Genomic DNA, 22,248 nt, shown 5'->3' with positions numbered 1-22,248 from the left:
ACTAGGCACCCAAAGCAATCAGGTGTTGCGGCGCCGATGGGGGAGGAGCAAAATGATCCGTTAGTGCTCGGCAAATGTTTCCTTCGCAATCCTGTGAGCTTTTGAGACAGGGTATCGGATGTTGGCGCAGCGCGCACTGTTGATTGCCGCCTCTTTTGGGCTGTTTGGCCTCTTTGATTTTTCTCGCGCTGCGGGGCAAATCGGAGAGCACGATATTGATATTCCGACCAAGAACCTCATCCTGCCTTATGTATACATGGCTCAAGACGCCTACTCTAACAAAGGGAGCGCAACGATTCCCGATGGGTGGACACGCGTCGAGGCTGGATGGATAACAAAATTCAATCAGGCTGCCGCCTCGTCCGGCTTCTTCGCTGCTGTGTATGGGAATGATAAGGGCGACATCGCAATCGGATATCGTGGGACCGTCAGCAGCGTCGATCTTAAGGCGGACGTGCAAGCTCAGACTGGTACTATTCCAGATCAGTACAAATACGCGGTCCAATTCGCTGAACAAGTCAAGCAACAGTACCCACTTAGGCGTTCGCTTAGCACAACAGGACATTCTAGCGGCGGCGGAAAAGCTGCCTATGTAGCCCAGCAGACGCCCGGTATTGCCAATGTTGTGACCGTTGACTCCGCGCGCCCCCCGATCGTCAGTGGTGCGACGGCGGGGAGCACGAGCCAAATCAATCTGGTTACGCGAGGCGAGCGCATTGGAGACGCAAAGTCTGATCAAGGCGCGGTTTTGGGAATGGGCCAATTATCTGGAAAGACAGTTTACTTCCAGCCCACCTTATCAGATGCACTAAGAATAAGGTCTCTCGAGACTGCGGTTGGGGCTGTCGTCACTGGCGTTCCTGGAACAGTGGCGGGCAAGATAGCTGCGGATTTCATGGGCGCTCATAAGGTGCAAGTCGCCGTCAATGCGCTTACAGCAATGATGGACCCAGGAGATCAACGGGCACCTACGGGGGCGCGACAGAACTCTGGAAATGCCCAAGATCCTTTTGGGGCGGTCGCCGGAATAACGCCTGCAAGAGTTCAACCAAATTTTGTGTCCAAGCCCCTGTCTACCGGGCCATCTCAAAGCGCCTCCATTATCCCAAGTCAAGCGGGGCAAGCGCCGCGAATGCAAACTGGACCTGGAGGCATTTCATTGAGTCGCGCGGCTGCCGACTGAATGCCGTTCGAAATCGCGCTAGATGCGTCCGCCCTGACCGACGGAAAGATTGTGCTATCGGGTCGCGCTTCACAGAGCCAGATGGATGCGGCGTTATTTTTGACGGCACTTCGAGCGGCCTGCGAAGATCGCGACCCTTATTTCAGCCTTGATCCAGATGACGGAGCGCTTTGGAGCCAACAAGGGGATCAAGCCTCCAGTGAATTTTGGAAAAGGATAAAGAAGGACTTCCCGTCCAGCGTCGCTCAATTACGAATGAAAGATGCTCGGCCCGGCATCAACGTTCGCACTGTCTCAGCTACGCAGGACTACCCTAGCATCTGGCATGACATTTCGCCTCGTTACCCCAACTTTCGTGCGAAATTGGTCTTCTATCCGGAGTGGCTGCGGCAAACCCGATTGGGAGAGGTTCTTTACAAGGCCGATGTGCTGTTAAAGGAGCTATCTTCGGGCGTCTCAATTCTTGTGCCGGGCAAGCTTCGTGCGTCGGCGATCCCCGGGTACCTTTCCGCAGACATTGAATACGCGGCCAAGGGCCTTCTTACCGGCACCCACGACAGAATGGCCGAACGCCCACAATGGCGCGGAAGTCGGCTGTGGTTCGAAATAACCCCCTCCGACTCGCCCACAACAATCATGAACGAAGCGGCCTCGCCACCATCATTGGGCGACTCCGCACTTCGATCGCTTCTTCAATCGAAGGGACTTATTCGATCGGCTGATCAAGCAGCTCGCAATGGATCATTCTTCGTGCGCCGCGGCAGCATATTTGACCTTTCGCAAGTTAATCCGATAATGTTCGTTCGCGTTCATGATCACGCAACCAACAAGGACTTGTCGGACCACGATCCGAGGCTAGACGGGCTGGCGGCGGACGTGAGTGCTAGGTTCGCTCAATATGCCCAACATTACGATGAGCTAGGATTACTTCGAGAAGTCTTTCGCGCTTACATTGCGGCCCGCAAAGTCACGGAAGCCAACGACCGTCTCTGTGGCACCCTGGACGCGATGCCGCTTCTCGATGCAGAGAAGCCTAAAGCGCCGCTTCCCAATTATCATCCTAGCGAATTATTCGTTACGGTCGCTAGCTGCTCGGCCGTATCTAAAAAGGGTGGCCAAACGCAATTCGTCAAAGCCTCATCAATGAGCGGCGGCGTGTCGATCGCCGGCCAGAAATTTGCCGAGACGGCTATGCGCGATGGTGAGACAACCGTCACGCGCGCGGTCGAAGCTGCCCTTGCTGGCGTCAATCTCGGTAAGCCAGACGCGATCGATCCCGATCGGAAGTTCATCTCGTTTATCGTTGATGACGGGGCCGGCGCTCCTGTGCGTCTGGCGTCCAATGCACGCGATCCATTCGTCCCGCGTAGTCTCAGCGACTATCCGATTGAAAATGAGCCAACTCCGTCCGCAATTTCTCGTAGCCCAACAACTTCAACGACAGGCAAGGTCGATGTGGTGATCGTGTTGCTCGTTGCCGTTTTGCTCCTTGCTTTCGCACTCAACTATCTGAACCGCGGGAATCGCGCAGCACGTAGATAGTCGCATGATCGATACAAAACAAACTGTTCGCTGCACCGGTTGCGGGCAACTGAATCGGCTGTGGCCGGAAACCGTCAGATCTGGATTTTTCAAATGCAGCAAATGCGGAAAGATCTTGCGTTCCGTGACCTCCAAAGACGGCGGTCAGAACGTCAGACCCGCCTTTGCGCTTGCAGCGCTTGTAGCAGCGATCCTCTTTGTCGTTTTCGTCGGTCTCAGATTAGAACAACAATCGAAGAGTGCTGGATCGCAACGTGCACCTACAGTTTCGACGGCCACCGCAAAACACTCTTCTACATATCCAGTTCGCGAAATCGAACATTCGATCCCACCACCCGTCCTCCCTGCGGGGGTGCCTGTTCCCTCACCGCTACCTGTTCGCGATTGCCGGGACGCCGACGTTTCCTGCATCTTGGAGCGAAACGAAGAGATCATGGCACGGAACAAGGATGTGATGTCTGGAGGCCCGGGGCAGATGATGCCCTTAACCAAGATACCCATTTTGCCTGTACCCCCTGCCCAGACGCTTGTCGTGGCCAAGGCACCTAGGGGGACAGATAAGAATCAGGTCGCCGTTCGCAGCGCGTCGCCGACCACAATGAATCTAACCAAGCCCGCTCCCCCGACTGGAGACTTGCAAACGCGCAATCGCAGAAACGCGATTGCACCCTTTAGCGTTCGGACGAAGACAGGATCCAACTACCTCATCAAGTTGGTCAACGTGGCGAATTCAAAGGATCAGATTTGGATCTTTCTGCGAGGTGGAGAACCCTATTCCACCAAAGTACCAGTTGGAGCGTATTCGCTTCGCGTCGCATCGGGATCTACTTGGTACGGTCGCGGGGAGCTTTTTGGGCCTGACACCCGCTTCTTCCGTCTGCGAGGGAAGAGAGGTGCTGCAGTCGCTGAGACGCCGATTTTGGAATTCAAGAAGGAGCGCAACCGCATTGTTGGACACACGCTGAGTTTTGAGGGCTCCGGCGACGGAAATATGGAACAAGAGGCGATGACCAGATCGGAGTTTGACGCGAACTGATCATCCGGAGGCAACGTGAGTGGGAAGCCAGCTCGCACGAAGCGGGCCCACAGCCCTCGAATGAGGTAGCGACGGATGACCCCACCCCGATCAGCCGACAGCATCCAGCCTCATATATTTGTTGCGCTGCTCATAACGACCCCTATTGCAGTCGGATCGTACTGCCGTTTCCGTCCTGCCAAATGTGAATCAATGGATCATTCCTCTGCAACTCGTCGGCTACGGCAAACAAAAAGAGGGAGGGTCCGGGGCTCAGCGGTTCGTTCAGCCGTTGCAGCCTCTCAATCATGGACCAGGCACGTTGTTGATCAGTAGTCACAATAAGCACTCGGAATGTCTTCCAGCCAAACTGTTGCGTATGTTGTCCTTGACTGTACGCGGTGAGATAAGCTTGCATCTTTCGCCCGAAGCTAGTCTGTCGAAAATCTGAGCGCGAGATCGGCATCGTGCCTCGGTCGATCTCTACCATGAAGCAACGGCGCGAGCCATCGGGAAACATCAGACCGAACACAAGGTCGGGAACTACGGCGAGGTCGTGAGAGCTGGCCCCGGTTGTTTGGACAGCGCCCCGCTGGATTTAAGTGGATTCCTGCCGGGTTATGCTGAACGCGGGGCTTTACGATTTTGTCGTTGTGTCGGGAGGGCGTAGCCCGACCAGAGCGACGACAAAATCGTCGGCGACGGTCATGCGGCCATCACCATAGCTTGCGTGCCGAAGTAAGCCTCGTCGGGCGTGCGCCCGTCAAGGCTCGAGTGAGGGCGTCCCTGATTGTAGAAGGCCAGATACTTGGCAATTGACGCTCGCGCCTCGGACACGCTGTCGTAGGCGCGGAGATAAACTTCTTCGTATTTGACCGTGCGCCAGAGCCGCTCGACAAACACGTTGTCGCGCCAGGCGCCCTTGCCGTCCATGCTGATGGCGATCTTCGCGTCCAGCAGCACATCGGTGAACTCGAGGCTGGTGAACTGGCTGCCCTGGTCCGTGTTGAAAATCTCGGGCCTGCCGTGCTTCGCCAACGCCTCCTGGACCGCTTCGACGCAGAAGGCCGCCTCCATTGTGATCGAGACGCGATGGGCCAGGACCCGTCGGCTGAACACATCGACGACCGCCGCGAGATAGACGAAGCCACGCCGCATCGGAATGTAAGGTGATGTCCATTGCCCACGCATGGTCGGGCCGCTCGATCTTCAATCCGCGCAACAGGTACGGGTAGATCTTGTGACCCGGAGCCGGCTTGCTCGTGTTCGGGCGACGATAGACCGCCTCGATCCCCATGCGCTTCATCAGCGTCGCGATGTGGCGGCGACCGGCGTATACGCCCTCCCGCCGCAGCAACGATCGCAGCATACGCGCTCCCGCGAAGGGATAATCGAGATGCAGCTCATCGAGCCGACGCATCAAGGCAAGGTCCTCGGCCGAAACTGGCCGAGGTTCATAGTAGACCGTGCTGCGAGCCAGCTTCAGGACCTTCGCCTGGCGCACGATAGAAAGATCATGACCGCGGTCGATCATCGCTTTGCGCTCAGCAGGCCCGCCTTGGTGAGCGCGCCGGACAAAAAATCGTTTTCCAACGCCAGCTCGCCGATCTTGGCATGTAACGCCTTCAAATCGACCGGCGTCTCGGCCGATGTCTTGTCATGCCCAAACACGCCGGCGGCGCCTTCCAGGAGCTGGTTTTTCCAGATCGTGATCTGGTTCGGATGAACATCAAACAGTTGCGCCAGCTCCGCCAGTGTCTTGTCGCCTTTGAGCGCAGCCAAAGCAACCTTCGCCTTGAATGCCGGAGAATGCGTCCGGCGGCTCTTCTTCGTCATCTTCGCTCCTGATTCGCAGCAAGAATCCTCGCCGCTGTCAGGCAGAAAATCCACTCAAGCTACTGTCCGAATTTGCGGGGCCAGCTCTGTGCGCGCGTTCGCTCTGCGAGATCGTAGCTCGCAATGCGAACGGGTTTCGCTTTTTGCAGGTGCGCCCAGGCGAGCTCGCAATAATCTCTTCGGGATGAATGAGCCGTACGTCACTCCGGCCACGCGTGGACCGTTCTAGCGCTATGTGAAACTCGACGATCTCCAACTGATGTTCAATAAATGGTCGGCCCGCTTCCCGATTTTTCCGGCTCCACTCGAGATTTGCGAACTCAGCGCCGCCCTCGGTGAGCAACTGAGCACCGAGGTCGCCAAGCGCATACACCATAGGCGCCGAACCTGCTGTGGGGTAGTAGTCGAGCTGCGCGCGTGGCCTATCGACATAGCCAGCATGATAGAGGCGACACAGCCGGTCATTGGTACGATCGACTGAACGGCCTACAAGGGCCGCAATGTGAGCAGATCGCAGGAACCGATAACGCGCTAGTTGCCGCAGGATCAGCACGTCACCGTCAGTGATTCGAAATGGAATGGCTTCTGGCGAGCGACGGAAGCGAGGCCGACGTTTTGGGGGCGCTAAGGTATCGTCCATAGCGCGAGACTGTATCAGACGAGACCGTGGATGCAGATAATCAGCCGCGCCAGCGCAAGAAAAAGTGAAAGATCATTGCTGTAGCTCATCGATCCACATGCCTGCACATGCACACCACGCTCGGCAGATCGCGCCGTCGGATAGAGCAGACCTGACGCACTGCAGACGCAATCTTCACACCGAAAGGAGGTGGTTAATATGGAATTAAATAGCAAGATCGCGCGAGTTAAAGAGCTCATCGCTAAGCGCGAAGAACTCGACACGGAGCTCAACGAGCTTCTTGGTGGTACAGCGCGCGAGCGACGCGTTCCCAAATGCTCGATCTGCAATGAGCCTGGACACCGAGCGAGTACGTGCCCTTCAAAGCCGGCCGACGTACCGAACTAACAGCAAGCCCGCTTCGGCGGGCTTCCTTTTGTGCGCTATGAGCGCCAGTCATCACCGCCCAGGTCTCTCGCGGCTACGGACTCTCCATTCACCGGTTCTTTCAGGCCTTTATTCGACGGCTTCTCAACATCGATCCGAGCAATTACCGAGGCCGCCGGGTTAACCGCATAACGCTCTCGAATTCTCCTCCGGACCTCGGCGTGCTCATGGGCCGTCATGCGCGGCGCCCCATTTAAGTCCGTGGCCGGGATGCCAACCGACAGCGCGGCATTTGTCAGACCGCGGACATACGCCGCGAAATGGTACTGCGGCTGATTGAGAATGAAGTCGGGGGTGGTTCGCATGTCGCGCGCAAGCGCATGAGCCGCGGCGTCGCTGATCTTCGAGGCGAACTTTATCGCAGTCGCACCATAGAGCGCATCGAGTACGTGCGGCTGCATCTGCTGCAATCGCTGATGAGCAAGGACCAAGCCCACGTTGAGCTTACGCGCCTGATCGAGGATGACCGGGATCTTCGGATCGCGCTTGATGAAGTCTTGGCACTCATCGATGTACACGAAGCAAGGAAGGCGCTGCCCCTTTGGGAGAAGCTGACGCTTGTGTGCGGCGAGTAGGATCATTGAAATGAAGAAACGACCCACGATCTCCACGCCGTCTTCTTGAAGCAGGCTTTGCGGAACGTTGATGAGGATAACTTTCCCAGCACTCATTTCAGTGAAGAAGTCGAACTTCGACTTGGGTGCCGAGAACATTCTCGACAGCGTCCGGATGCGCTTGACGGCAAAGAGCCGGTCGACGACCTGCTCCTTCGTGCGGTCGAACTCCTTGCTGTTGAACTTTAGCTCGAAAAAGCGCCTCCCATCCGGATCATGCTTGGAGAGGTGCTCCTTGAATGTGGCAAGTCCTCCGGGCTGCATCAGGTCGATAAGGGTGTCGAGGGTGGCCGACGGGATAGTGAGTAGAAGCTCGATCGTGAAATGAAATAGGGTGTTCTGCCTACTCGTCATCTCCGCCGAAAGTAATGCACTGAAGATGTAATCGTAGAGCGCTAGCACGGCGTTTCGGAACCCTTCGTGCTCGGCCGGCGAGTAGGAATGCATTTCCCCGATGCCGACTTCGAAGAGATTGAGGGCGACCGGCCATTCGACGTCCTCGGCATCGATGACGACCAACTTGCCATCAAGGCGCTCCCCAGGCGCAAATACCTTCAGGCCCTCGATCGCTTTGATGAGATCGCGGTTGCTTTCCATCACGACAATGGACGCTTGGTCCGAAGCGACAAGGTCGAGGTCACGCAAGATCAAGTACTGAAGTAGTGTCGACTTGCCAGCACCTGGCGGCGCAACGATCCATTGGTGCTCGAAACGAGTCTTTGCGGGGATGCTAAAGGGTACCGGGCAGCGGAAGAGGTCAAGAAACGGCGTTTCACTCAAATAGGTTTCCACAAGCTCCTCAGGCGGAAGATCGGAATTGTCGGCCTCCACGAGCGGTTTGCGCGGCTTCTCTTCGTTCGGGGAAACACCCGAGGCGAGACACATATTTCTGTACAGGCGGTCTTGGAGCGTTGAAAATAGACCTGCTTCTGCGTTTTGCCGCTGGCAAATGGTAGCTATCAGCCTGGCAATGAGATGGCCTGGATTACGGAGAAGACAGACAACGGGAACCGTGAGCGATGGCGTCGCGTCAGTGTCATCCGGTGGGTTTGGCAGCGCCGAGACAATCGCTTCAAACAGTCCAGCGAGCGTATCCATGAGTAGCTCGGCGACCCGCTCATCGTTGGCATGAAAGTGCTGCTTGGCACGGAGGTATCGGCGAAGATCAACGTGCTCCTTGAGAGAGAGGGCTGCAGTTTTCAGATCGATCTCCGGAAAGGTAAAGATTGTCGTTTCCAGAGCGAGAATCTCTTGCTGACAGCGATCGAGCGCCTTTAAGAGCGTGGATGACCGTGGCAGATCAACGGCCTCTCCGACCCGTTCGCCAATCAGCGTATTGACGTGCTCTATCGCCTGAGGATTGGCCCACAGCGAACCAACATAGGTAGCGCACACTTCATTGTAGAGGGCCGTCGTTTCAGACAGGTCACGCGCCCGCTCGTCCGTAAAACGCCGAAGAAACGGCGTAAACGGAGACGGAGGTATGTACTTTGGAAGCTTAGAACTCAACGACCTCCTCCCGCCCGTCGAAGGTCTGTGCCGTTTCAAGATATGCCTTGAGATTTTTGCAGGCGCTTAGAATGGCTGCTTCGGCACCAAGCAGCTCGTCGAGATCCTTGCATTCGATGTGCTGGCCACTCATCAAGGTCTCGATGGTAACCCGAAGCGAAAGCGCCATCATGGCTGCACTGGCAATGCCGCGAGTGCTTCTCCAAAGTGAGCGGCCGGTAGTGCTGCTTGCGCTCGTCGCCGTGTTTCTTACGTGCCTCGCTATCGTATACGACGAGCTTTCCAAGACCGTACTTGCTCACCAGTCCTTTTTCATCAGGCGTGAGATCAGTGCGCGCATCGAGCGCAAAAATGACTTTGCCGCCGAGCATGCCGCCCGCACGCTGCGAGCGCTTAAGCTTTAGTTGCATGGAGTATTTCTCCTCTGCAAAAAAGTCAGTATGCACGCTTGAGAGGCAGAAAGATAGTCTCTCCCGTCGCGCGATCTTGCTCTTCCAACTTGAGCGCTGACCGTCTGCTCCGGTGAGCCCGAGCCAAGTGCCTCTACAACTTTTCGAGGACTCGCTGAGCTTGTCCTCCTAATGAAGAGATTGATGAGGCTCGGACGAAGTCTGAGATGGAATCAATCTCGAATATGAGGAGGAACGCATGTCCCGCTTTCGCGCGTCGTGGTGCGGCAGCACCACGGAAGTCGCACGGCAAGTCGGGGTTTGTCGATCATACATGCTGCCCCAGGCCGGCACGTGCCAACCGTCGACCCCGCCTTACCCTAAAGGCGGGGCGTATGGCGGGGCATAAGGCTGGATCGCCAGGAAAGCCCTCTAAGGAGGAAGGGCTGGCTTTGGAGGGCCAGCCCCGCTCCTTACTTTCTCGGAGCGTCGGCAGGTTTGGTTTTGGCGCGAGCCTCAAGCCACTCGACAATCTCGTGCAGCCACCAGACCGGCGGACTGTTTCTGTGAGCACGTAGTTTGAAAAACATCGGTGCCTCACCAGATGCACAGAGCCTAAACCAGTGCGTGCGGCTGTAGGGAATTCCAAGTGCCTTAACCCCACGCCAGTTGACCACTTCCTTTCCAGTCATCGCTTAGCTCCATTTGTTGGGAGCCGTCGCGACGGCTGTTAAGTGTCAGCCGACGACTTAAGGTAGCACGTTCTGAAGCTGGTAGGACTCGTAGTTTTTCATCGCGAGCACCATTTCAGGTAGGTAAGTATGCCTGTCGTAGACATTTTAGACGTCTGAGCGGGACGAGACGTGATTGACTAGGCGTTCGGCGATGTGGGGCATCGACCGATGCGAGCGTGGATTGTGCGGCATGTCCGGCGAAGATCGTGAAGCGTCCACTTGGTGACACCACTCGCTTTGTCGAGTGCTTTCTTGCTCTTCGACCAACCATTAAATGGCGTTGATCTGCCGCGAGCTGGAAACAATAGAGAATTGCATGTGAGCAGGGGAGCCAGGATAGACAGAGTCAAGTTGCCTACTGGAAGTTCATGGTCTCGCTGTTCTTGGTTAAGGTACCTGGAAGAGAGACAGTTTTCTGGTTATGAGAGACGTGGGCCTTGTCCAAACCTGCGACCTCAGTTTTGCGTTGGCCCATGAGGATCAATAGCTTGACGATCGTGCGATAGCCCTCCGGCATGTCCTTATGAAGCTCGGAGCATGCAGTCCAAACTTTCTTGAGTTCTTCATCGGAGAGGACCCGCGTCCGGGACGGGATCGAGCGGCGGTCGATACCTGTTGTAGGGTTTTCGGTGATGTAGCGACGGTTGGTGCACCACGTGAAAAAGGTTCGTCCCACGCGGAGCGCCGCGTTGAATTTCTGAGGCGTTTTGATCGCTTCAAGTCGTCGAACGATCTGATTGTGGGTTATCTTCCCAAGCTGCCCTGGAATGTCGAAGTGACGGTCGAGGCGGTCCTTTAGATCTTGGACCGTCCGTACTCGCCTTGCTTTCTCTTTCTCCTTGAGGAAGAGCTCACGCGCTTTCGCGACGATTATGGATTGAGGTTGGATCCGGCCCAGCGTCTTCTCGGCGAGAATTCGCTTTGCCTCACGGCGAGCCGCCGCAAGGCTGATGAGGGGCCATCGGCCGATCGCTCGGCGCGAGTTGTAGGTCTTGAGGATGAAGGTCTTCGCGCGCCCTGCGAGACACGGCAAGCGAATGATGGAAGGGTCTGGTCCCAATAGTCCACCGTCCCTTTCTTCGGAGGGAGAGGCAAAGACCGAAGTCCGACGTCTGAAAGCTTGATGTGTGGCAGCGCCTTGGCACCTCTAAGGGGCGAATTGAAGCGCCCAATGAGGATGCACTTCGGGGAGGGAAAAGCAAGAATAAACAGGATCTTGTGGGAGCTATGACGTACCTTGGCGAACGTTGAAAAAGTAACGTTTTCGTTTTCCTAAACCGTAGGTCGGATGTTCGAGTCATCCCGGGATCGCCAAGTTATTTCAATGCATTAGCGAAATGCTTCCTCTCGGGTGTGGCACCTCATTGGCACCGCCAACGCCAAAGGTGCGAAGGAGAGCGACCAGACGAGAAATGCGGTCGTGGCGAATGATCGGATCTCGGCAAAACAACGACTCTCCCGCACGAGCACGCGCAGACAATGCGTCCCTGGTATGGACGCAGGTCAGATCATTCGCTTTGTGCGCGTTGATTTCGCCATGACGACCGCGTTTTCGCCATCAAGGACGACGATCGCTTCTTGCATGTACATTCACGGAAATTCGTGAGATCGCCGAGGCGGTGCTGGCCACAATGGAGATGACCCAAGCCGCGGCTGAGATTGTCAAGGGCTGTACGGGTTTCGCTGATCAGCTGGAGGCCGGCCGCGAGCAAGCCGCAGTCACGGCTTTACAGGTGGCCACGCCGGCCGGGAGTGCGTGAGGTTTCTAGTGGCCGAGCGCGTCTTTCGTTAACGACGCGAGCCAGCATATCTTAATGTCAGAGGTTGGCCCGGAACATTCCCGGCGTCTTGTGTGCCATCAGGACAAGTCACCATGGCAGAGTTGAACTTTTTGCTCGCCCTCTATAGGGACCATGCGCAACTCTAAGCCAGCTTGCATATAGCCGCTGAAATAGCTGGTGGACAATAAGAAGCCTCCGACCGACGCCATTATGACGAGGAAAAAAACGAGGCCGACGAGCCAATGAACCAGGATCGCGGTGGCAGCTTTCTCGCGCTTCATCAGTTTTTCCATGGCAGAGTCCGCAAACTGCCACGCGAATGCGACTGCCACCATGCCGGCAGCCAAGCCGAAGATCGAAAATCCTAGCGTCGACATGTAGGGCTCGATATTGCCCTTATCTTTCATCGTCGCGATGACAGTCGCCAGCGTTGCGCCATTTAGCACCGCCGCCGCCACAGCGATGCGATTCCTGCTCTCCGCCCACGCTTGAATGAGTTTGAGATCGAACTCTCGTTCCTTTAGTTCGTCCGCATTTTGCGACACCGATCCCTCGTGGCTCTGTTCTTCGCTCATTTTGAGCCCTTCGCCTTCCGCCCGATCTCGACCAGTCGCGCCTGCCGCCGCGCCTTTTCAAACATTCTTAGCCGCGCGCGGGTCCTCTGGAAAAAACAATCTGCCCAGCGGATTGGGCGAGCAGTAACTCCGCTAGGGCCGTGCGCTTCGCGGATGACATCGGACGGCTTGCTCGTTTCTCAAATTCACTCAGGATGTCGCGCTTCATTTCCCCTTCGCCTTTTAGTCCGATCTCGACCAACCGGCGGATGGCCTCGGAGCGTTGCATTCACACTTGGGACGGGACATCGCTGTGGAGATGGCGAGCAAAGGCGACAGCCGATGTGTCTGGCGCAACTTCGTAGGTTTTGAAGTCCCTCAGTCAGAGGGCAGCGTTGCGATGGGGTCACGCACTGCGCCACGGCAGTGGGGCTCTCTCACCGCCATCAGACATTCCCCGTAAGTGTCGAGAATCCAGTTGCGATCCGCAACGGTCCAACCGGTTTGAGATTGTCGTGACAGTGTATCGATCGCTGTTCCATAGTCGCTACCTCTTCCATCAGCTTAAATGCGACCTGCTCAGCAGAGTTTTCGCCTATGTGAACCACTGGGACGGGGCCTGACATTCCTCGTAACTTCATGCGAAGACGATCCGCAACCTAGAACAACGGGCGCGGGGGTCGAGCCACCAGTTTAGGTGGGGGTCTGTGGACGGTGGCCTTGGCGCGCCCGCAGGTCCAGTCTGGTTCACTGAGGTACATGCTTGTTTCCAAGGATGATAGTTTTCACAGCCGCCTGTTTCGAATGCAAATGCGGCGTGCGCAGAAGCATTGAAATTGTCGCGGCGAGTCCAGCCGCGTAGGGATGGCGGCGCACTACAGAGTAGCAGTACAAAGGAGACACAATCCGCGCGCCACCAGAGTAGGTAGGAGCCCGATCCACTGTAGATGTTGTACGGTCAGCCGCCGTTAGGCCTTGGCTGACTCCGCGGGCCTATAAGAATCAGGATCTGAACAATGAGACCTAAAAAGATTACCAACTTAAGCGCCAAAGTTAAGAAGCGCATGGTCCATATCGAAAGTATGACGCTAGTCCAGATTCAATGCGTCATGATGGATTGTATGTTCGAGCGGGCTGCTGGCAAAGCGCCGACGCCGCACAGCTATAGGGACATGAATTTAGCTGGGAGAGCCTAGATAATGACCTCTTGGAGGTGCCATTTGCCAGGTAAGCGATTTACACGATGGTCTGAGCTGGACGACCAGCGGATACTCGAACTGCGGGAAGCCGGGCGAGTTACGAGAGAGATCGCGAGAGAGCTAAAGCGCAGTGAAGCGGCGATCAGAAACCGGGTCGCCAAGCTTGCACGCCCAAAGAAAGAACTCGCGGCGGGGAGTTAGGACGAAGAGGAGCGGCGTCTTTATTTGTCGTCGAGCCAAGGGCCGTCAACTCGGACGCCACGTCTCCACAATTGGGGATGCGGGGTGCCGATACCGACGACGATTGCCGAGGGTAATGAGGTTCACCCGAACCAGATCTATGGGTCGTGTCCCCAGTGATGGTGTAGCTCGGTAGAGCAAAGCCGCCCGTACGCGCGCCCCCAAATAGCGCCGTAGCGGGCGGGCGGCTTTGCGGGGGTCACCGGCGATTCGCCGGTAGGATCGGGTTGCGACACGCCAACGCAACCGAGGAACCACCGATGACCGACGATATGATGAACCTGCGCACGCTCGTGGAGAAGACCCCTGATGCCGATCTGTTGCGCGAGATGATCGGCTTTGCCGCCCAAAGGCTGATGGAGCTGGAAGTCGAAGGCCAGACCGGGGCGGCCTATGGCGAGAAGAACCCCGAGCGTCTGGCCCAGCGCAACGGCTACCGCGACCGGATCTGGGAGACCCGCGCCGGTACGGTCGAGCTTCGCATCCCCAAGCTGCGTAAGGGCAGCTACTTCCCGGGCTTTCTGAAGCCGCGCCGCATGGCCGAGAAGGCGCTCACCGCTGTGGTGCAGGAAGCCTATGTGCAGGGCGTCTCGACCCGCTCGGTGGACGATCTGGTGCAGGCTATGGGGATGAGCGGCATCTCCAAGAGCCAGGTGAGCCGGCTGTGTGGCGAGATCGACGACAAGGTGAAGGCGTTCCTTGCCCGGCCGATCGAGGGCGACTGGCCGTATCTGTGGATCGACGCCACCTACGTGAAGGTGCGCCAGAATGGCCGCATCGTCGCGGTCGCGGTGATTGTCGCGGTCGGCGTCAACAGCGACGGCCGGCGCGAAGTTCTCGGCATGGACATCGGCCCCTCCGAAGCCGAGACGTTCTGGACGGCGTTTTTGCGCAAGCTCGCCCGCCGCGGCCTGCGTGGCGTCAAGCTGGTCGTCTCCGACGCACACGAGGGCATCAAGGCCGCCGTCAGCAAAGTGCTCAACGCCACCTGGCAGCGCTGCCGCGTGCACTTCATGCGCAACGCGCTGGCGCATGCCGGCAAGAGCGGGCGGCGCGTCGTCTCCGCCTTCATCGCCACTGCGTTCGCCCAGGACGATGCCGAAGCCGCAACAGCGCAGTGGCGGAAGGTCGCCGATCAGCTCCGTCCCAAGCTGCCCAAGCTCGCCGGCTTCCTCGACGAAGCCGAGACCGACGTGCTCGCCTACATGACCTTCCCGCCGCAACACCGGACCAAGCTGCACTCGACGGATGAGATGGACAAGCGATTTTTTAATGACCGAGATGACGATTGCGGAAATCGCGTACGTCCATTCTTTTGTTCGGCGCCGCGGGCCATTCTTCCGTCCCGGCCACCGATCTCGCAGCCGCCGCGCGCAGGGACGGTCAAGGCTGGCCGCGTTTGCGGCCACCGCGAGGCTTGGCCTTGACCGGCCCGAGCACGGCGGCATGCTGGCGTGGAACGGGACTGCATTCCTGGCTGGCACTTGCCGTCAGCGGCGGTTATGGTTGTTGAGCGCGGGCGACCTCGTGGCGAAGCGTGACGCGTCGGCTGCAAGCGTCACCGGACTGCCTATTTTGTCCTGCCGAGCTGAGGCGCCCGCGCGCCGGGTTTTGGCCGCCGCGGTTTCCATTGCGACACCAATCGTTCGTAGCTTCGCTCCGCCTGGGCGGCAATCAACATCTCACGGTCGCGCAGCGCCTTGATGTTGTAGGCATAGGCTGGTCCACGCCGGCTGCCCTTCTGTTGCGGATGTCCAGCTTGAAGTTGCATCGCGCGGGTCTTGTTGGCGACCAGCGCCGGGCGCGCCCACAGGTAATCCTCGCCCTTCGTCAGCAAATGCCAGCAGAGCACCGTGAGCTTGCGAGCCACGGCCACCGCGGCGACCTGATGGCCACGCCGGGCGCGGATCCGCACGAAAAAAGCGTGCAGTGGACCGGGCGCCTTGGCCGCGGCCCAGGCCGCCTCGACCAACATGGCGCGCGCGTGACTGCGGCCGATCTTGCTGATGCGACCGTGATGGGCCGCTCCCAGTCCCGACTGCCGCACCCGCGGGTTCAGCCCGAAATAGCTCACCAGCTTCTGCGGGCTGTTGAACCGGCTGATGTCGCCGATCGCCGCCACGATGCCGGCGGCGACCGCCGGGTTCACGCCCGTGATCGTCATCAATCTGTTGACCGCGGAATCCTCGATTGCGTCGCGCGCGATCTCGCGGTCGAGCAGGACCAGGTCTTCCGCCAGCCGGTCAAGCTCACGGACATGCCGATCGATGGCCGCGCGCTCATCGTCCGGCAACTGTTGGGCGGCCAACCACGCCCGGCCGCGGGCGTTGAAAAGATCGGCATGTGGGCACTTCGGGATCAAGTGTGCGTGCAGGATCGAATGCACCTCGTTCTTGAGCCGCGTGCGATGCCGCACGACCTGGTAGCGCCGCGCCACCAGTCTGCGCTTGCGTTCGGTCTCCGCGTCAGGCGTCCAGATCTGCGGCAGGTACCCGGCCGCCTGCAGACTGGCGAGCGTGCCGGCATCGATCTTGTCGGTCTTAACGTGAGCCTGGGCGATCGCCTTCACCTGCAGCGGATTGGCGATAATCACCCGTGCCACGAACGGCGCCAGAACCCGCGACACCGCCATGCTGTTGGCGGTCGCTTCGACCACCACCTCATCACTGGCCAGCAGGGTCTTGCCAAATCCCTCCAGCGCAGTCCGCGTCATATCGATGCGGCCCGCATGTCGGAGCCTGCCGTCCTCCCAAAACACCACCTCGCCGAAAGTTCGGTGGACGTCGATGCCAATCACCCGTCGCATTCGCACCTCCTCTGCCAGACACATGACGGGAGCAGCGGGCGACACGACAACTACGGATTCGCGCTCGCGGCGCAACCGGGCGAGTCGCAGAGGCGGCCAGCTACTAACTCGAGCTCTCGGCTCATCGTGTGCATCGGCCTGCCCGCACTTCGTGCTCCCGGTGCCTCTGTCCCGGTGGTCGCACCATACGCCACGATGTAGGCCACCGCAGCGGAACGTTGGCACCGAGCATCTCATACCGGTTACCAATCCGATCGAGCGCCTCAACGGTGAGATCAAGCGACGGACAGAGGTCGTCGGCATCTTCCCCAACGAAGACGCCATCGTCCGCCTCATCGGTGCGATCCTGCTGGAGCAGAACGATGAATGGGCCGTCCAGCGCGCCCGCTACATGACACTGGAAACCATCGCGCCGTTGAGCGATGATCCAACCGTCAGCCTTCCGGCTATCGCCAGCTGACCTGCCCGGCCCATGCCGGTGAATGCGGTGCCCCACCGCCAGTTACACCACGCTTGGGGACACGATCGTACGCGGCGGATCGGTCTCGCTCGCTCTAACGTCTGAAAGGCCCATTGTTTGGAGAAGCGGCGGTGACGCATCTTGCGTCGAATTCGCCCCTCAAAGTACTTCACTACCACCTCCAGGTAACTCGTCTAAGGGGTTTCGATGGACATTCAAGGTGGGTGGGCTGATTACTTTTGTTCGGATCAAATGCCCGGCAGCGAACGCGAGTCTATTTGGACTTGCTTGCGCGTGCCAAAAATGTCCCAAATGTCCGATCGACCCTGCGCGCGGAGCGATGGATGCCACGTTCCCAGTTGACGACCCGCGGGATGACCATGGCCCTCGCGCGAAACGCGGTGGAACTTCTCTTCGTCTCGATCGATGTTACGCCATCCGTTGTTGCGCGCCTCTTGACTTTTCTCACTTCAGCCGAAGCGGATCGTGCGGCGCCGTTTTCATCGTGACGAGGATCGACGCAGAAGCATCGTTGGCCGCGCCGCGTTGAGACACCTCTTGTCCCGGCATCTGGGCGTCGAGCCGCAAGCGTTTCGTTTTGATCTGCGGGAGAACGGCAAACCCTTCCTGCCGCAGTCGGACATCCACTTCAACGTGAGCCATTCAGGCGAGGTCGTCGCGATCGCGCTAGCGGCGAACGAAGTCGGGATCGACATCGAGGCCAAGCATCACATTCCCGAAATGGCGGCGATCGCGGCGCGTTTCTTTTCGAAAAACGAGGCGGAGCGCGTGCGCGCCGCGACCGATCCGACCGACGAGTTCTTTCGCATCTGGACCATGAAGGAAGCGGTCGTGAAGGCTGCGGGACAGGGTCTCGGGCTCCCGCTCGATTGTTTCACTGTTCCATCCTCTGCGCCGGCGCCGCGGCCCGTGATTCCCGTCGGTGAGCCGCCGATCATGACAAACTGGTTTGTTGTCCAGATTGAAGTCCCCGACGGATACTACGGCGCGGTCGCAATGCGCGGCTCCGACTGGCGCGTGGTCGCACGATGGCTCCCGGCGCGGAATCTAGCCGCAGGAAAATGAGCCGCTCCGCTCCAGCACGTAGATGAACCACGGCGCGACCGTCATCTCGCTGACCCAGGAATAAGGCTCGTCGGCGCGCCCGAGCGGGCGGTACTCGGTGCGCAACACGAGCCCGCTGGCCGCAAACAGGTCCAGGTAGTCCTGGTGAAACCAGACGAGGTCGACTACGGGCCGCGGATCACCGACGTCAGTCATGACGATGCGGACCACCTCGCCGCTTTTCGCCACGCGGTTCTCGGGAAAGGCCTCAGTTGTGAACGACGCCCATTCGTGCCTGTATATCTCCGGCGTCGAGCCGAGCATGATGACGCGCCCGTCCGGCCGCAGCAGGCGTCTCAGGCCTTCCAGCAAGGCGCGCCGGTTGGCGAGGTCGGGAATATTGTCGAATGCGAAAGCCGAAAGCACGAGGTCGAGCGATCCGGGCGCGAACGCGCTGAAATCGCCGTTGCCGACCAGGCGATAGTCTCCGTCCGGATCAGCTTTCTTGGCAGCTGCGATCATGCTCCGCGAGATGTCGATCCCGATGGCGTCGAACTTGAGCTTCTTGAGGAAGCGGGTCGAACGGCCAGCGCCGCAGCCGAAGTCGAGTGCCGCACCACCCTTTACATGAGCCGCGATGATGGTCGGCAGATCGCGGTAGGCGAGATAGTACGTACAGGGGAACTCCAACCGCGCGTACGCCTCGGCACGCGCGGCATCGTCATAGACGTTGGAGAAGGACATGGCTTCGCTCCTCTCAGGATATCGCCGCAAGGGCCGCGATGGCGGCACTGCTCGCGCGCCACTCAGGAATTGGCCGGGGGCTTTGTCGTACGTCAATGCAGCAGACACTCCGTCTCCGACTGCAGCCGGTGGCTCCGGCCGTTGTCGGTCCAGCAGTCGAACGGGAACCGATCTTGCCTCCCGACGGGCCGCAGATGATCGAGCCAGGTCGCGTCCGGGTCGCACGCGGCGACGAAGAGCGTGCGATCGAAGGCCGGATCGCGCGCCTGGAGGAAATCGCAGATCAGCATCGGCGTGTCCGGATCGGCCGCCCCGGCACGCGCCGGCAGCGCCGCCAGCGCGGCGGCCGCGCAGTCGTCGAGCAGGCTGCGCAGCGTGACCGAGCCGAGAATCCGTACCTTGCCGGGGAACGCCGACATCGACGGGCCCTGCGCGGTGCGACCGAGGCCGGACACACGCGCCTGCGCCTGTCGATGGACGTCGAGCGCCCGCACCAGCGGCACCTCGAAGTACTTGCGCGCGCCGGTGTCCCGCTCGACGAACATGTAGTAGGGAACAAGCCCGAGCCGCACGCCCGTCCGCCACAGCGCGGCCCACGCCTCGGGGTTGTCATTCACATGGCGGATCAGCGGCGTCTGCATGCGGATCTGCGCGCCGGTCGCGCGGATGCGGCGGATGGCCTCGCGGGCGATCTCCGGCGCGAGCTCGGCCGGATGCGAGTAGTGCCCCATGACGGCGAGATGCCGCCCGGCGGCGACGATCTGCTCGAACAGCCGCAGGCAGTCGTCCGCATCGTCGTCCGACACGAAGCGATACGGCCACGAGGCGACCGCCTTGGTACCGATGCGGATCGTCTGAACGTGCTCGAGCGCGGGATCGAGCAGCGGCTCGATGTACTTCCGCAGCACCGGCGCGCGCATCACCATGGGGTCGCCGCCGGTGACGAGCACGTCGGTCACTTCGGGGTGGACCTTGAGATAGGCGACCAGGTCGGTGGCATCCTTGCGAGCGAACTTGAGGCCGTCCATGTCGACGAATTGCGCCCAGCGGAAGCAATACGTGCAGTAGGAATGGCACGTCTGTCCCTGAAACGGAAAGAACAGCACGGTCTCGCGGTACTTGTGCTGCAGGCCCCAGAGGGGCCGTCCCGCCACGATCGGCACGTTGTGGGTGAGCTGCCCGTCCGGATGCGGATTGAGCGCCAGCCGGATGCTGCGGACGGTCCTGGCCAGTGCTTCGCTGTCATTCTCGCGCAGGCATTGCTTCACCTCGCCGAACTCGTCGGCGTCGAGCATCTCTCGCTGCGGGAAGATTAGCCGGAAGATCGGGTCGTCGGGGACCTTGGACCAATTGATCAGGTTCTCGACCACGTAACGGTTGGCGCGGAACGGCAGCACCTGCGCGACGACCTGGATGGCCTCGCGCAGGTCGGGGTCGAGGGCGGCCCATTCCGGCAGCTTGCCGATGTTGTGCCGGCCGATCGCCTGGTAACGGCCCATCTTCGTGCCACACAGGTTCATGAGCGCCTCCGTGGCGCGCTAGGCGGCGCGCGGCGCCGCTGGCCGATGAACGCCGCACCGATCGCGCCTCTGACCTGCGGGTTGTCCACCACGTAAATGTCGGTCTTGAGCGCGTCGGCGAGCGCCCGCACGACGCCGGAATTGAGCGCCACTCCCCCGCTCATCCCGACCCGGCCGCTGATCGTCACGGTGCGCAGCAGCGAGGCGGCGCGCGCCGCGATCGAGTTGTGGACGCCGCGCACGATGTCCGGAATGGGTGTCCCGACCGCGACCAGGGAGACGACCTCGGTCTCGGCAAAGACCGTGCAGGTATTGCTGATCCGCACGGTGTTCTGCGAGCGCGCCGACACCTCGCCGAGCTGGTCGAGCGGGACCCCCATCGCCCGCGCGGTGACCTCGAGGAACCTGCCGCAGCCGGCCGCACACTTGTCGTTCATGGCGAAGTTCTCGACGTTCCCGTGCTCGTCGATCCGGATCGCCTTGCTGTCCTGGCCGCCGATCTCGAGGATCGTGCGGATCTCCGGATTGATGAGGTGCATGCCGAGCCCGTGGCAGGTGATCTCCGAGAGGTGCTTGTCGGCGAACGTGATGTTCTCCCGCCCGTACCCGGTCGTGACCACGAAGCCGACGTCGTGGCGCCTGAGCCCGGCCTTGGCCAGCACCTGCTCGTAGGTGGTCTCGGCCGCCGCCCGGTTGGTGCCTCCGGTCAGCACCACGTCCGATGCGATCACCTCCAGGCGATTGTTCATGAGGGCGGACTTCGTCGATAGCGAGCCGACGTCGATGCCTACCGTGATCATGTTGTTGCGCCTCCATCCTATTGCATCAACTCGAGAAAAGCGTCGACCCGGTTCTTAACGTGGTTAAACGCGTAGTTGTTGCGGTCGACCAGGTCGGCATTGATCGTGATGTGCTTGATCTTGCGCTTTGCGGCGAAATCCCTGAGCATCGGACTGATGCCGGCGATGCTTCGGCATCCCCACACGTTGACGATCACAAAGCCTTCGACAGAGAAGCGATCGCAGATCCTCTCCAGCTCGACGGACATCCGCTCCGCATTCCAGTGGTAGAGGATCGCCCGCTCGGCGATGCTGTGCAGCGGCCGGCTCTCATCGAGGCTGCGGAGATTGGCGTTCCACAGGGGCGCCCAGTAGAGGATCTCGACCACGCGGCTCATGTGGCGCAACAACTCGTGTGTCTCCTCAGGGACCTGGCCGATCCACATAACGCGCTTGCCGCCGCCCGGCGCGTCCTTAGCAAGGTCGGCGGCCGCCTGGTACAGCGCCTTGCATAGGGTCACGTTCTCCCGCGCGCCGAAATAATTCATCCCGAAGATCTCCTGCAGCTCGCGCGAGACGCCGGGAAGCTTGTGGGTCTCGAGCAGTGCCACCGTCTTGCGGTAGTACTCGCGGGCCTCGTTGGAGAACGCGACCGCCCGCTGCAGGGACTCGGAACTCCCCTCGAGTCCGAGCTCCGCCGCCATCCTCTCTCGCATCCGCTCGATCTGCCCTGCGACGTAGCCGATTGCGTCCTCGTCGAGCGATTCCGGGGTGTTTAGCGCGATCACCGGCACGTCGAATCGCTTCCCGGCGAGGCACATCTCCTTGGCGAGGCCCTCGCACGGCTGGTCGTTGGTCAGGACGACGTCCGGCGTCGGATAGCAATCGGCCAGCATCATGCCGTACGGCCCGCGCAGGAACGAGCAGATGTCGCGTGACAGCCCCTTCTCCTGCGTCAGCTGGAAGATGCGGTTCACGTCGACCGACTGGGCGAGCATGATCGCCATTGATTCGATGTTCCACGGCATCGCGCCCGCCGCGAACACGACCTCGGTGGGAAACTGCTCGGACACGTACGCGACCTTGGAGTCGTCGCGGTAGGCGTCGGCCAGGCGATGGCAGTTCATCACCGAGCGCATGCGGATTGCCTTGCGCAGGGCCTGGGGGGCCTCGGCTTCATCGGCATGCGGCTCGCCCATCAGGCCGAGCAGG

The 22,248-nt window shown here is 59.7% G+C and carries 17 protein-coding genes, 1 tRNA gene and 3 pseudogenes; 8 read left to right on the top strand and 13 right to left on the bottom strand.

Annotated elements, in window-relative coordinates:
- Nucleotides 1–118 precede the first annotated feature (118 nt).
- Genes ABIA42_RS29625 through ABIA42_RS29615 form a run of 3 tightly spaced genes read left to right on the top strand, consistent with a single transcriptional unit; the run spans nucleotide 119 to nucleotide 3,761 of the window.
- Nucleotides 119–1,183 carry an Mbeg1-like protein gene (locus ABIA42_RS29625; protein ID WP_370118526.1) on the top strand — a complete coding sequence of 355 codons (1,065 nt, stop codon included), beginning with the start codon at nucleotides 119–121 and terminating at the stop codon, nucleotides 1,181–1,183.
- A complete protein-coding gene (locus ABIA42_RS29620; RefSeq protein ID WP_370118529.1) occupies nucleotides 1,184–2,725 on the top strand; it encodes a hypothetical protein in 1,542 nt (513 codons plus the stop codon).
- A gap of 4 nt (nucleotides 2,726–2,729) precedes the next feature.
- Entirely contained in the window at nucleotides 2,730–3,761 is a 1,032-nt protein-coding gene (locus ABIA42_RS29615; RefSeq protein WP_370118532.1) for a hypothetical protein, read from the top strand.
- A 684-nt stretch (nucleotides 3,762–4,445) separates the two neighbouring features.
- Here the strand turns inward: ABIA42_RS29615 and ABIA42_RS29610 are convergent.
- The 6 genes and pseudogenes from ABIA42_RS29610 to ABIA42_RS29585 all read right to left on the bottom strand — a co-directional run bounded on the left by ABIA42_RS29610 (nucleotide 4,446) and on the right by ABIA42_RS29585 (nucleotide 8,937).
- Nucleotides 4,446–4,931, bottom strand: a complete 486-nt coding sequence (locus ABIA42_RS29610) for a transposase (protein ID WP_370118534.1) — start codon at nucleotides 4,929–4,931, stop codon at nucleotides 4,446–4,448.
- Nucleotides 4,932–5,067: 136 nt separating this feature from the next.
- Nucleotides 5,068–5,160 (bottom strand): annotated as a pseudogene (locus tag ABIA42_RS29605) (hypothetical protein); the annotation flags it as partial.
- A gap of 110 nt (nucleotides 5,161–5,270) precedes the next feature.
- Nucleotides 5,271–5,576 (bottom strand): transposase, encoded by a 306-nt coding sequence (locus ABIA42_RS29600; RefSeq protein WP_370118537.1) that lies wholly within the window; start codon nucleotides 5,574–5,576, stop codon nucleotides 5,271–5,273.
- 37 nt (nucleotides 5,577–5,613) lie between these two features.
- Nucleotides 5,614–6,216 (bottom strand): replication-relaxation family protein, encoded by a 603-nt coding sequence (locus ABIA42_RS29595; protein ID WP_370118539.1) that lies wholly within the window; start codon nucleotides 6,214–6,216, stop codon nucleotides 5,614–5,616.
- A 422-nt stretch (nucleotides 6,217–6,638) separates the two neighbouring features.
- The gene (locus tag ABIA42_RS29590; protein ID WP_370118542.1) at nucleotides 6,639–8,765 is read right to left on the bottom strand and encodes an ATP-binding protein; all 2,127 of its coding nucleotides are present in this window, start codon (nucleotides 8,763–8,765) and stop codon (nucleotides 6,639–6,641) included.
- Entirely contained in the window at nucleotides 8,755–8,937 is a 183-nt protein-coding gene (locus tag ABIA42_RS29585) for a hypothetical protein (protein ID WP_370118543.1), read from the bottom strand. Before ABIA42_RS29585 ends, ABIA42_RS29590 begins: the two co-directional genes overlap by 11 nt.
- On the opposite strand from ABIA42_RS29585, the gene ABIA42_RS29580 reads away from it, so the two are divergent.
- Nucleotides 8,936–9,169, top strand: coding sequence for a hypothetical protein (locus ABIA42_RS29580; RefSeq protein ID WP_370118546.1), 234 nt, complete (start codon nucleotides 8,936–8,938; stop codon nucleotides 9,167–9,169). The genes ABIA42_RS29585 and ABIA42_RS29580 overlap by 2 nt on opposite strands.
- Before the next feature lie 1,074 nt (nucleotides 9,170–10,243).
- Here ABIA42_RS29580 and ABIA42_RS29575 read toward each other — a convergent pair.
- Nucleotides 10,244–10,948: a hypothetical protein gene (locus tag ABIA42_RS29575; RefSeq protein ID WP_370118548.1), complete on the bottom strand. Its 705-nt coding sequence runs from the start codon at nucleotides 10,946–10,948 to the stop codon at nucleotides 10,244–10,246.
- 152 nt (nucleotides 10,949–11,100) lie between these two features.
- On the opposite strand from ABIA42_RS29575, the gene ABIA42_RS29570 reads away from it, so the two are divergent.
- A tRNA-OTHER gene (locus ABIA42_RS29570) sits at nucleotides 11,101–11,202 on the top strand.
- 544 nt (nucleotides 11,203–11,746) lie between these two features.
- Here ABIA42_RS29570 and ABIA42_RS29565 read toward each other — a convergent pair.
- Complete coding sequence (locus ABIA42_RS29565; RefSeq protein WP_370118550.1) at nucleotides 11,747–12,244, bottom strand: hypothetical protein; 498 nt, start codon at nucleotides 12,242–12,244, stop codon at nucleotides 11,747–11,749.
- A gap of 1,678 nt (nucleotides 12,245–13,922) precedes the next feature.
- Between ABIA42_RS29565 and ABIA42_RS29560 the strand changes: the two are divergent.
- Nucleotides 13,923–14,924: pseudogene (locus ABIA42_RS29560) on the top strand (IS256 family transposase); the annotation flags it as partial.
- A gap of 308 nt (nucleotides 14,925–15,232) precedes the next feature.
- On the opposite strand, the gene ABIA42_RS29555 reads toward ABIA42_RS29560, so the two are convergent.
- Complete coding sequence (locus ABIA42_RS29555) at nucleotides 15,233–16,450, bottom strand: IS110 family transposase (RefSeq protein ID WP_370123862.1); 1,218 nt, start codon at nucleotides 16,448–16,450, stop codon at nucleotides 15,233–15,235.
- Nucleotides 16,451–16,712: 262 nt separating this feature from the next.
- Here ABIA42_RS29555 and ABIA42_RS29550 point away from each other — a divergent pair.
- A pseudogene (locus ABIA42_RS29550) lies at nucleotides 16,713–16,928 on the top strand (transposase); the annotation flags it as partial.
- 558 nt (nucleotides 16,929–17,486) lie between these two features.
- Complete coding sequence (locus ABIA42_RS29545) at nucleotides 17,487–18,014, top strand: 4'-phosphopantetheinyl transferase superfamily protein (protein WP_370157182.1); 528 nt, start codon at nucleotides 17,487–17,489, stop codon at nucleotides 18,012–18,014.
- Here the strand turns inward: ABIA42_RS29545 and ABIA42_RS29540 are convergent.
- The 4 genes from ABIA42_RS29540 to ABIA42_RS29525 all read right to left on the bottom strand — a co-directional run bounded on the left by ABIA42_RS29540 (nucleotide 17,997) and on the right by ABIA42_RS29525 (nucleotide 22,235).
- Entirely contained in the window at nucleotides 17,997–18,737 is a 741-nt protein-coding gene (locus ABIA42_RS29540) for a class I SAM-dependent methyltransferase (RefSeq protein ID WP_370118556.1), read from the bottom strand. The genes ABIA42_RS29545 and ABIA42_RS29540 overlap by 18 nt on opposite strands.
- Nucleotides 18,738–18,829: 92 nt before the next feature.
- Nucleotides 18,830–20,257: a KamA family radical SAM protein gene (locus tag ABIA42_RS29535; protein ID WP_370118559.1), complete on the bottom strand. Its 1,428-nt coding sequence runs from the start codon at nucleotides 20,255–20,257 to the stop codon at nucleotides 18,830–18,832.
- Nucleotides 20,254–21,057 (bottom strand): acyl-CoA dehydratase activase, encoded by an 804-nt coding sequence (locus tag ABIA42_RS29530; RefSeq protein WP_370118562.1) that lies wholly within the window; start codon nucleotides 21,055–21,057, stop codon nucleotides 20,254–20,256. Before ABIA42_RS29530 ends, ABIA42_RS29535 begins: the two co-directional genes overlap by 4 nt.
- 17 nt (nucleotides 21,058–21,074) lie before the next feature.
- Nucleotides 21,075–22,235 (bottom strand): 2-hydroxyacyl-CoA dehydratase, encoded by a 1,161-nt coding sequence (locus ABIA42_RS29525; protein WP_370118565.1) that lies wholly within the window; start codon nucleotides 22,233–22,235, stop codon nucleotides 21,075–21,077.
- Nucleotides 22,236–22,248: the final 13 nt, after the last annotated feature.

Source organism: Bradyrhizobium sp. USDA 327, assembly GCF_041262065.1.
Lineage (GTDB): Bacteria > Pseudomonadota > Alphaproteobacteria > Rhizobiales > Xanthobacteraceae > Bradyrhizobium > Bradyrhizobium liaoningense.
Note: the sequence above shows the minus strand (reverse complement) of the source record. Positions and strands in the feature narration are given on the sequence as shown.

Excerpts from the sequence above, each read along its gene's own strand:
- ABIA42_RS29625 (WP_370118526.1), top strand. The coding sequence starts at position 119 with ATGTTGGCGCAGCGCGCACTGTTGATTGCCGCCTCTTTTGGGCTGTTT.
- ABIA42_RS29620 (WP_370118529.1), top strand. The coding sequence starts at position 1,184 with ATGCCGTTCGAAATCGCGCTAGATGCGTCCGCCCTGACCGACGGAAAG.
- ABIA42_RS29615 (WP_370118532.1), top strand. The coding sequence starts at position 2,730 with ATGATCGATACAAAACAAACTGTTCGCTGCACCGGTTGCGGGCAACTG.
- ABIA42_RS29610 (WP_370118534.1), bottom strand. The coding sequence starts at position 4,931 with ATGCGTGGGCAATGGACATCACCTTACATTCCGATGCGGCGTGGCTTC.
- ABIA42_RS29600 (WP_370118537.1), bottom strand. The coding sequence starts at position 5,576 with ATGACGAAGAAGAGCCGCCGGACGCATTCTCCGGCATTCAAGGCGAAG.
- ABIA42_RS29595 (WP_370118539.1), bottom strand. The coding sequence starts at position 6,216 with ATGGACGATACCTTAGCGCCCCCAAAACGTCGGCCTCGCTTCCGTCGC.
- ABIA42_RS29580 (WP_370118546.1), top strand. The coding sequence starts at position 8,936 with ATGGCTGCACTGGCAATGCCGCGAGTGCTTCTCCAAAGTGAGCGGCCG.
- ABIA42_RS29585 (WP_370118543.1), bottom strand. The coding sequence starts at position 8,937 with ATGATGGCGCTTTCGCTTCGGGTTACCATCGAGACCTTGATGAGTGGC.
- ABIA42_RS29565 (WP_370118550.1), bottom strand. The coding sequence starts at position 12,244 with ATGAGCGAAGAACAGAGCCACGAGGGATCGGTGTCGCAAAATGCGGAC.
- ABIA42_RS29540 (WP_370118556.1), bottom strand. The coding sequence starts at position 18,737 with ATGTCCTTCTCCAACGTCTATGACGATGCCGCGCGTGCCGAGGCGTAC.
- ABIA42_RS29535 (WP_370118559.1), bottom strand. The coding sequence starts at position 20,257 with ATGAACCTGTGTGGCACGAAGATGGGCCGTTACCAGGCGATCGGCCGG.
- ABIA42_RS29530 (WP_370118562.1), bottom strand. The coding sequence starts at position 21,057 with ATGATCACGGTAGGCATCGACGTCGGCTCGCTATCGACGAAGTCCGCC.
- ABIA42_RS29525 (WP_370118565.1), bottom strand. The coding sequence starts at position 22,235 with ATGGGCGAGCCGCATGCCGATGAAGCCGAGGCCCCCCAGGCCCTGCGC.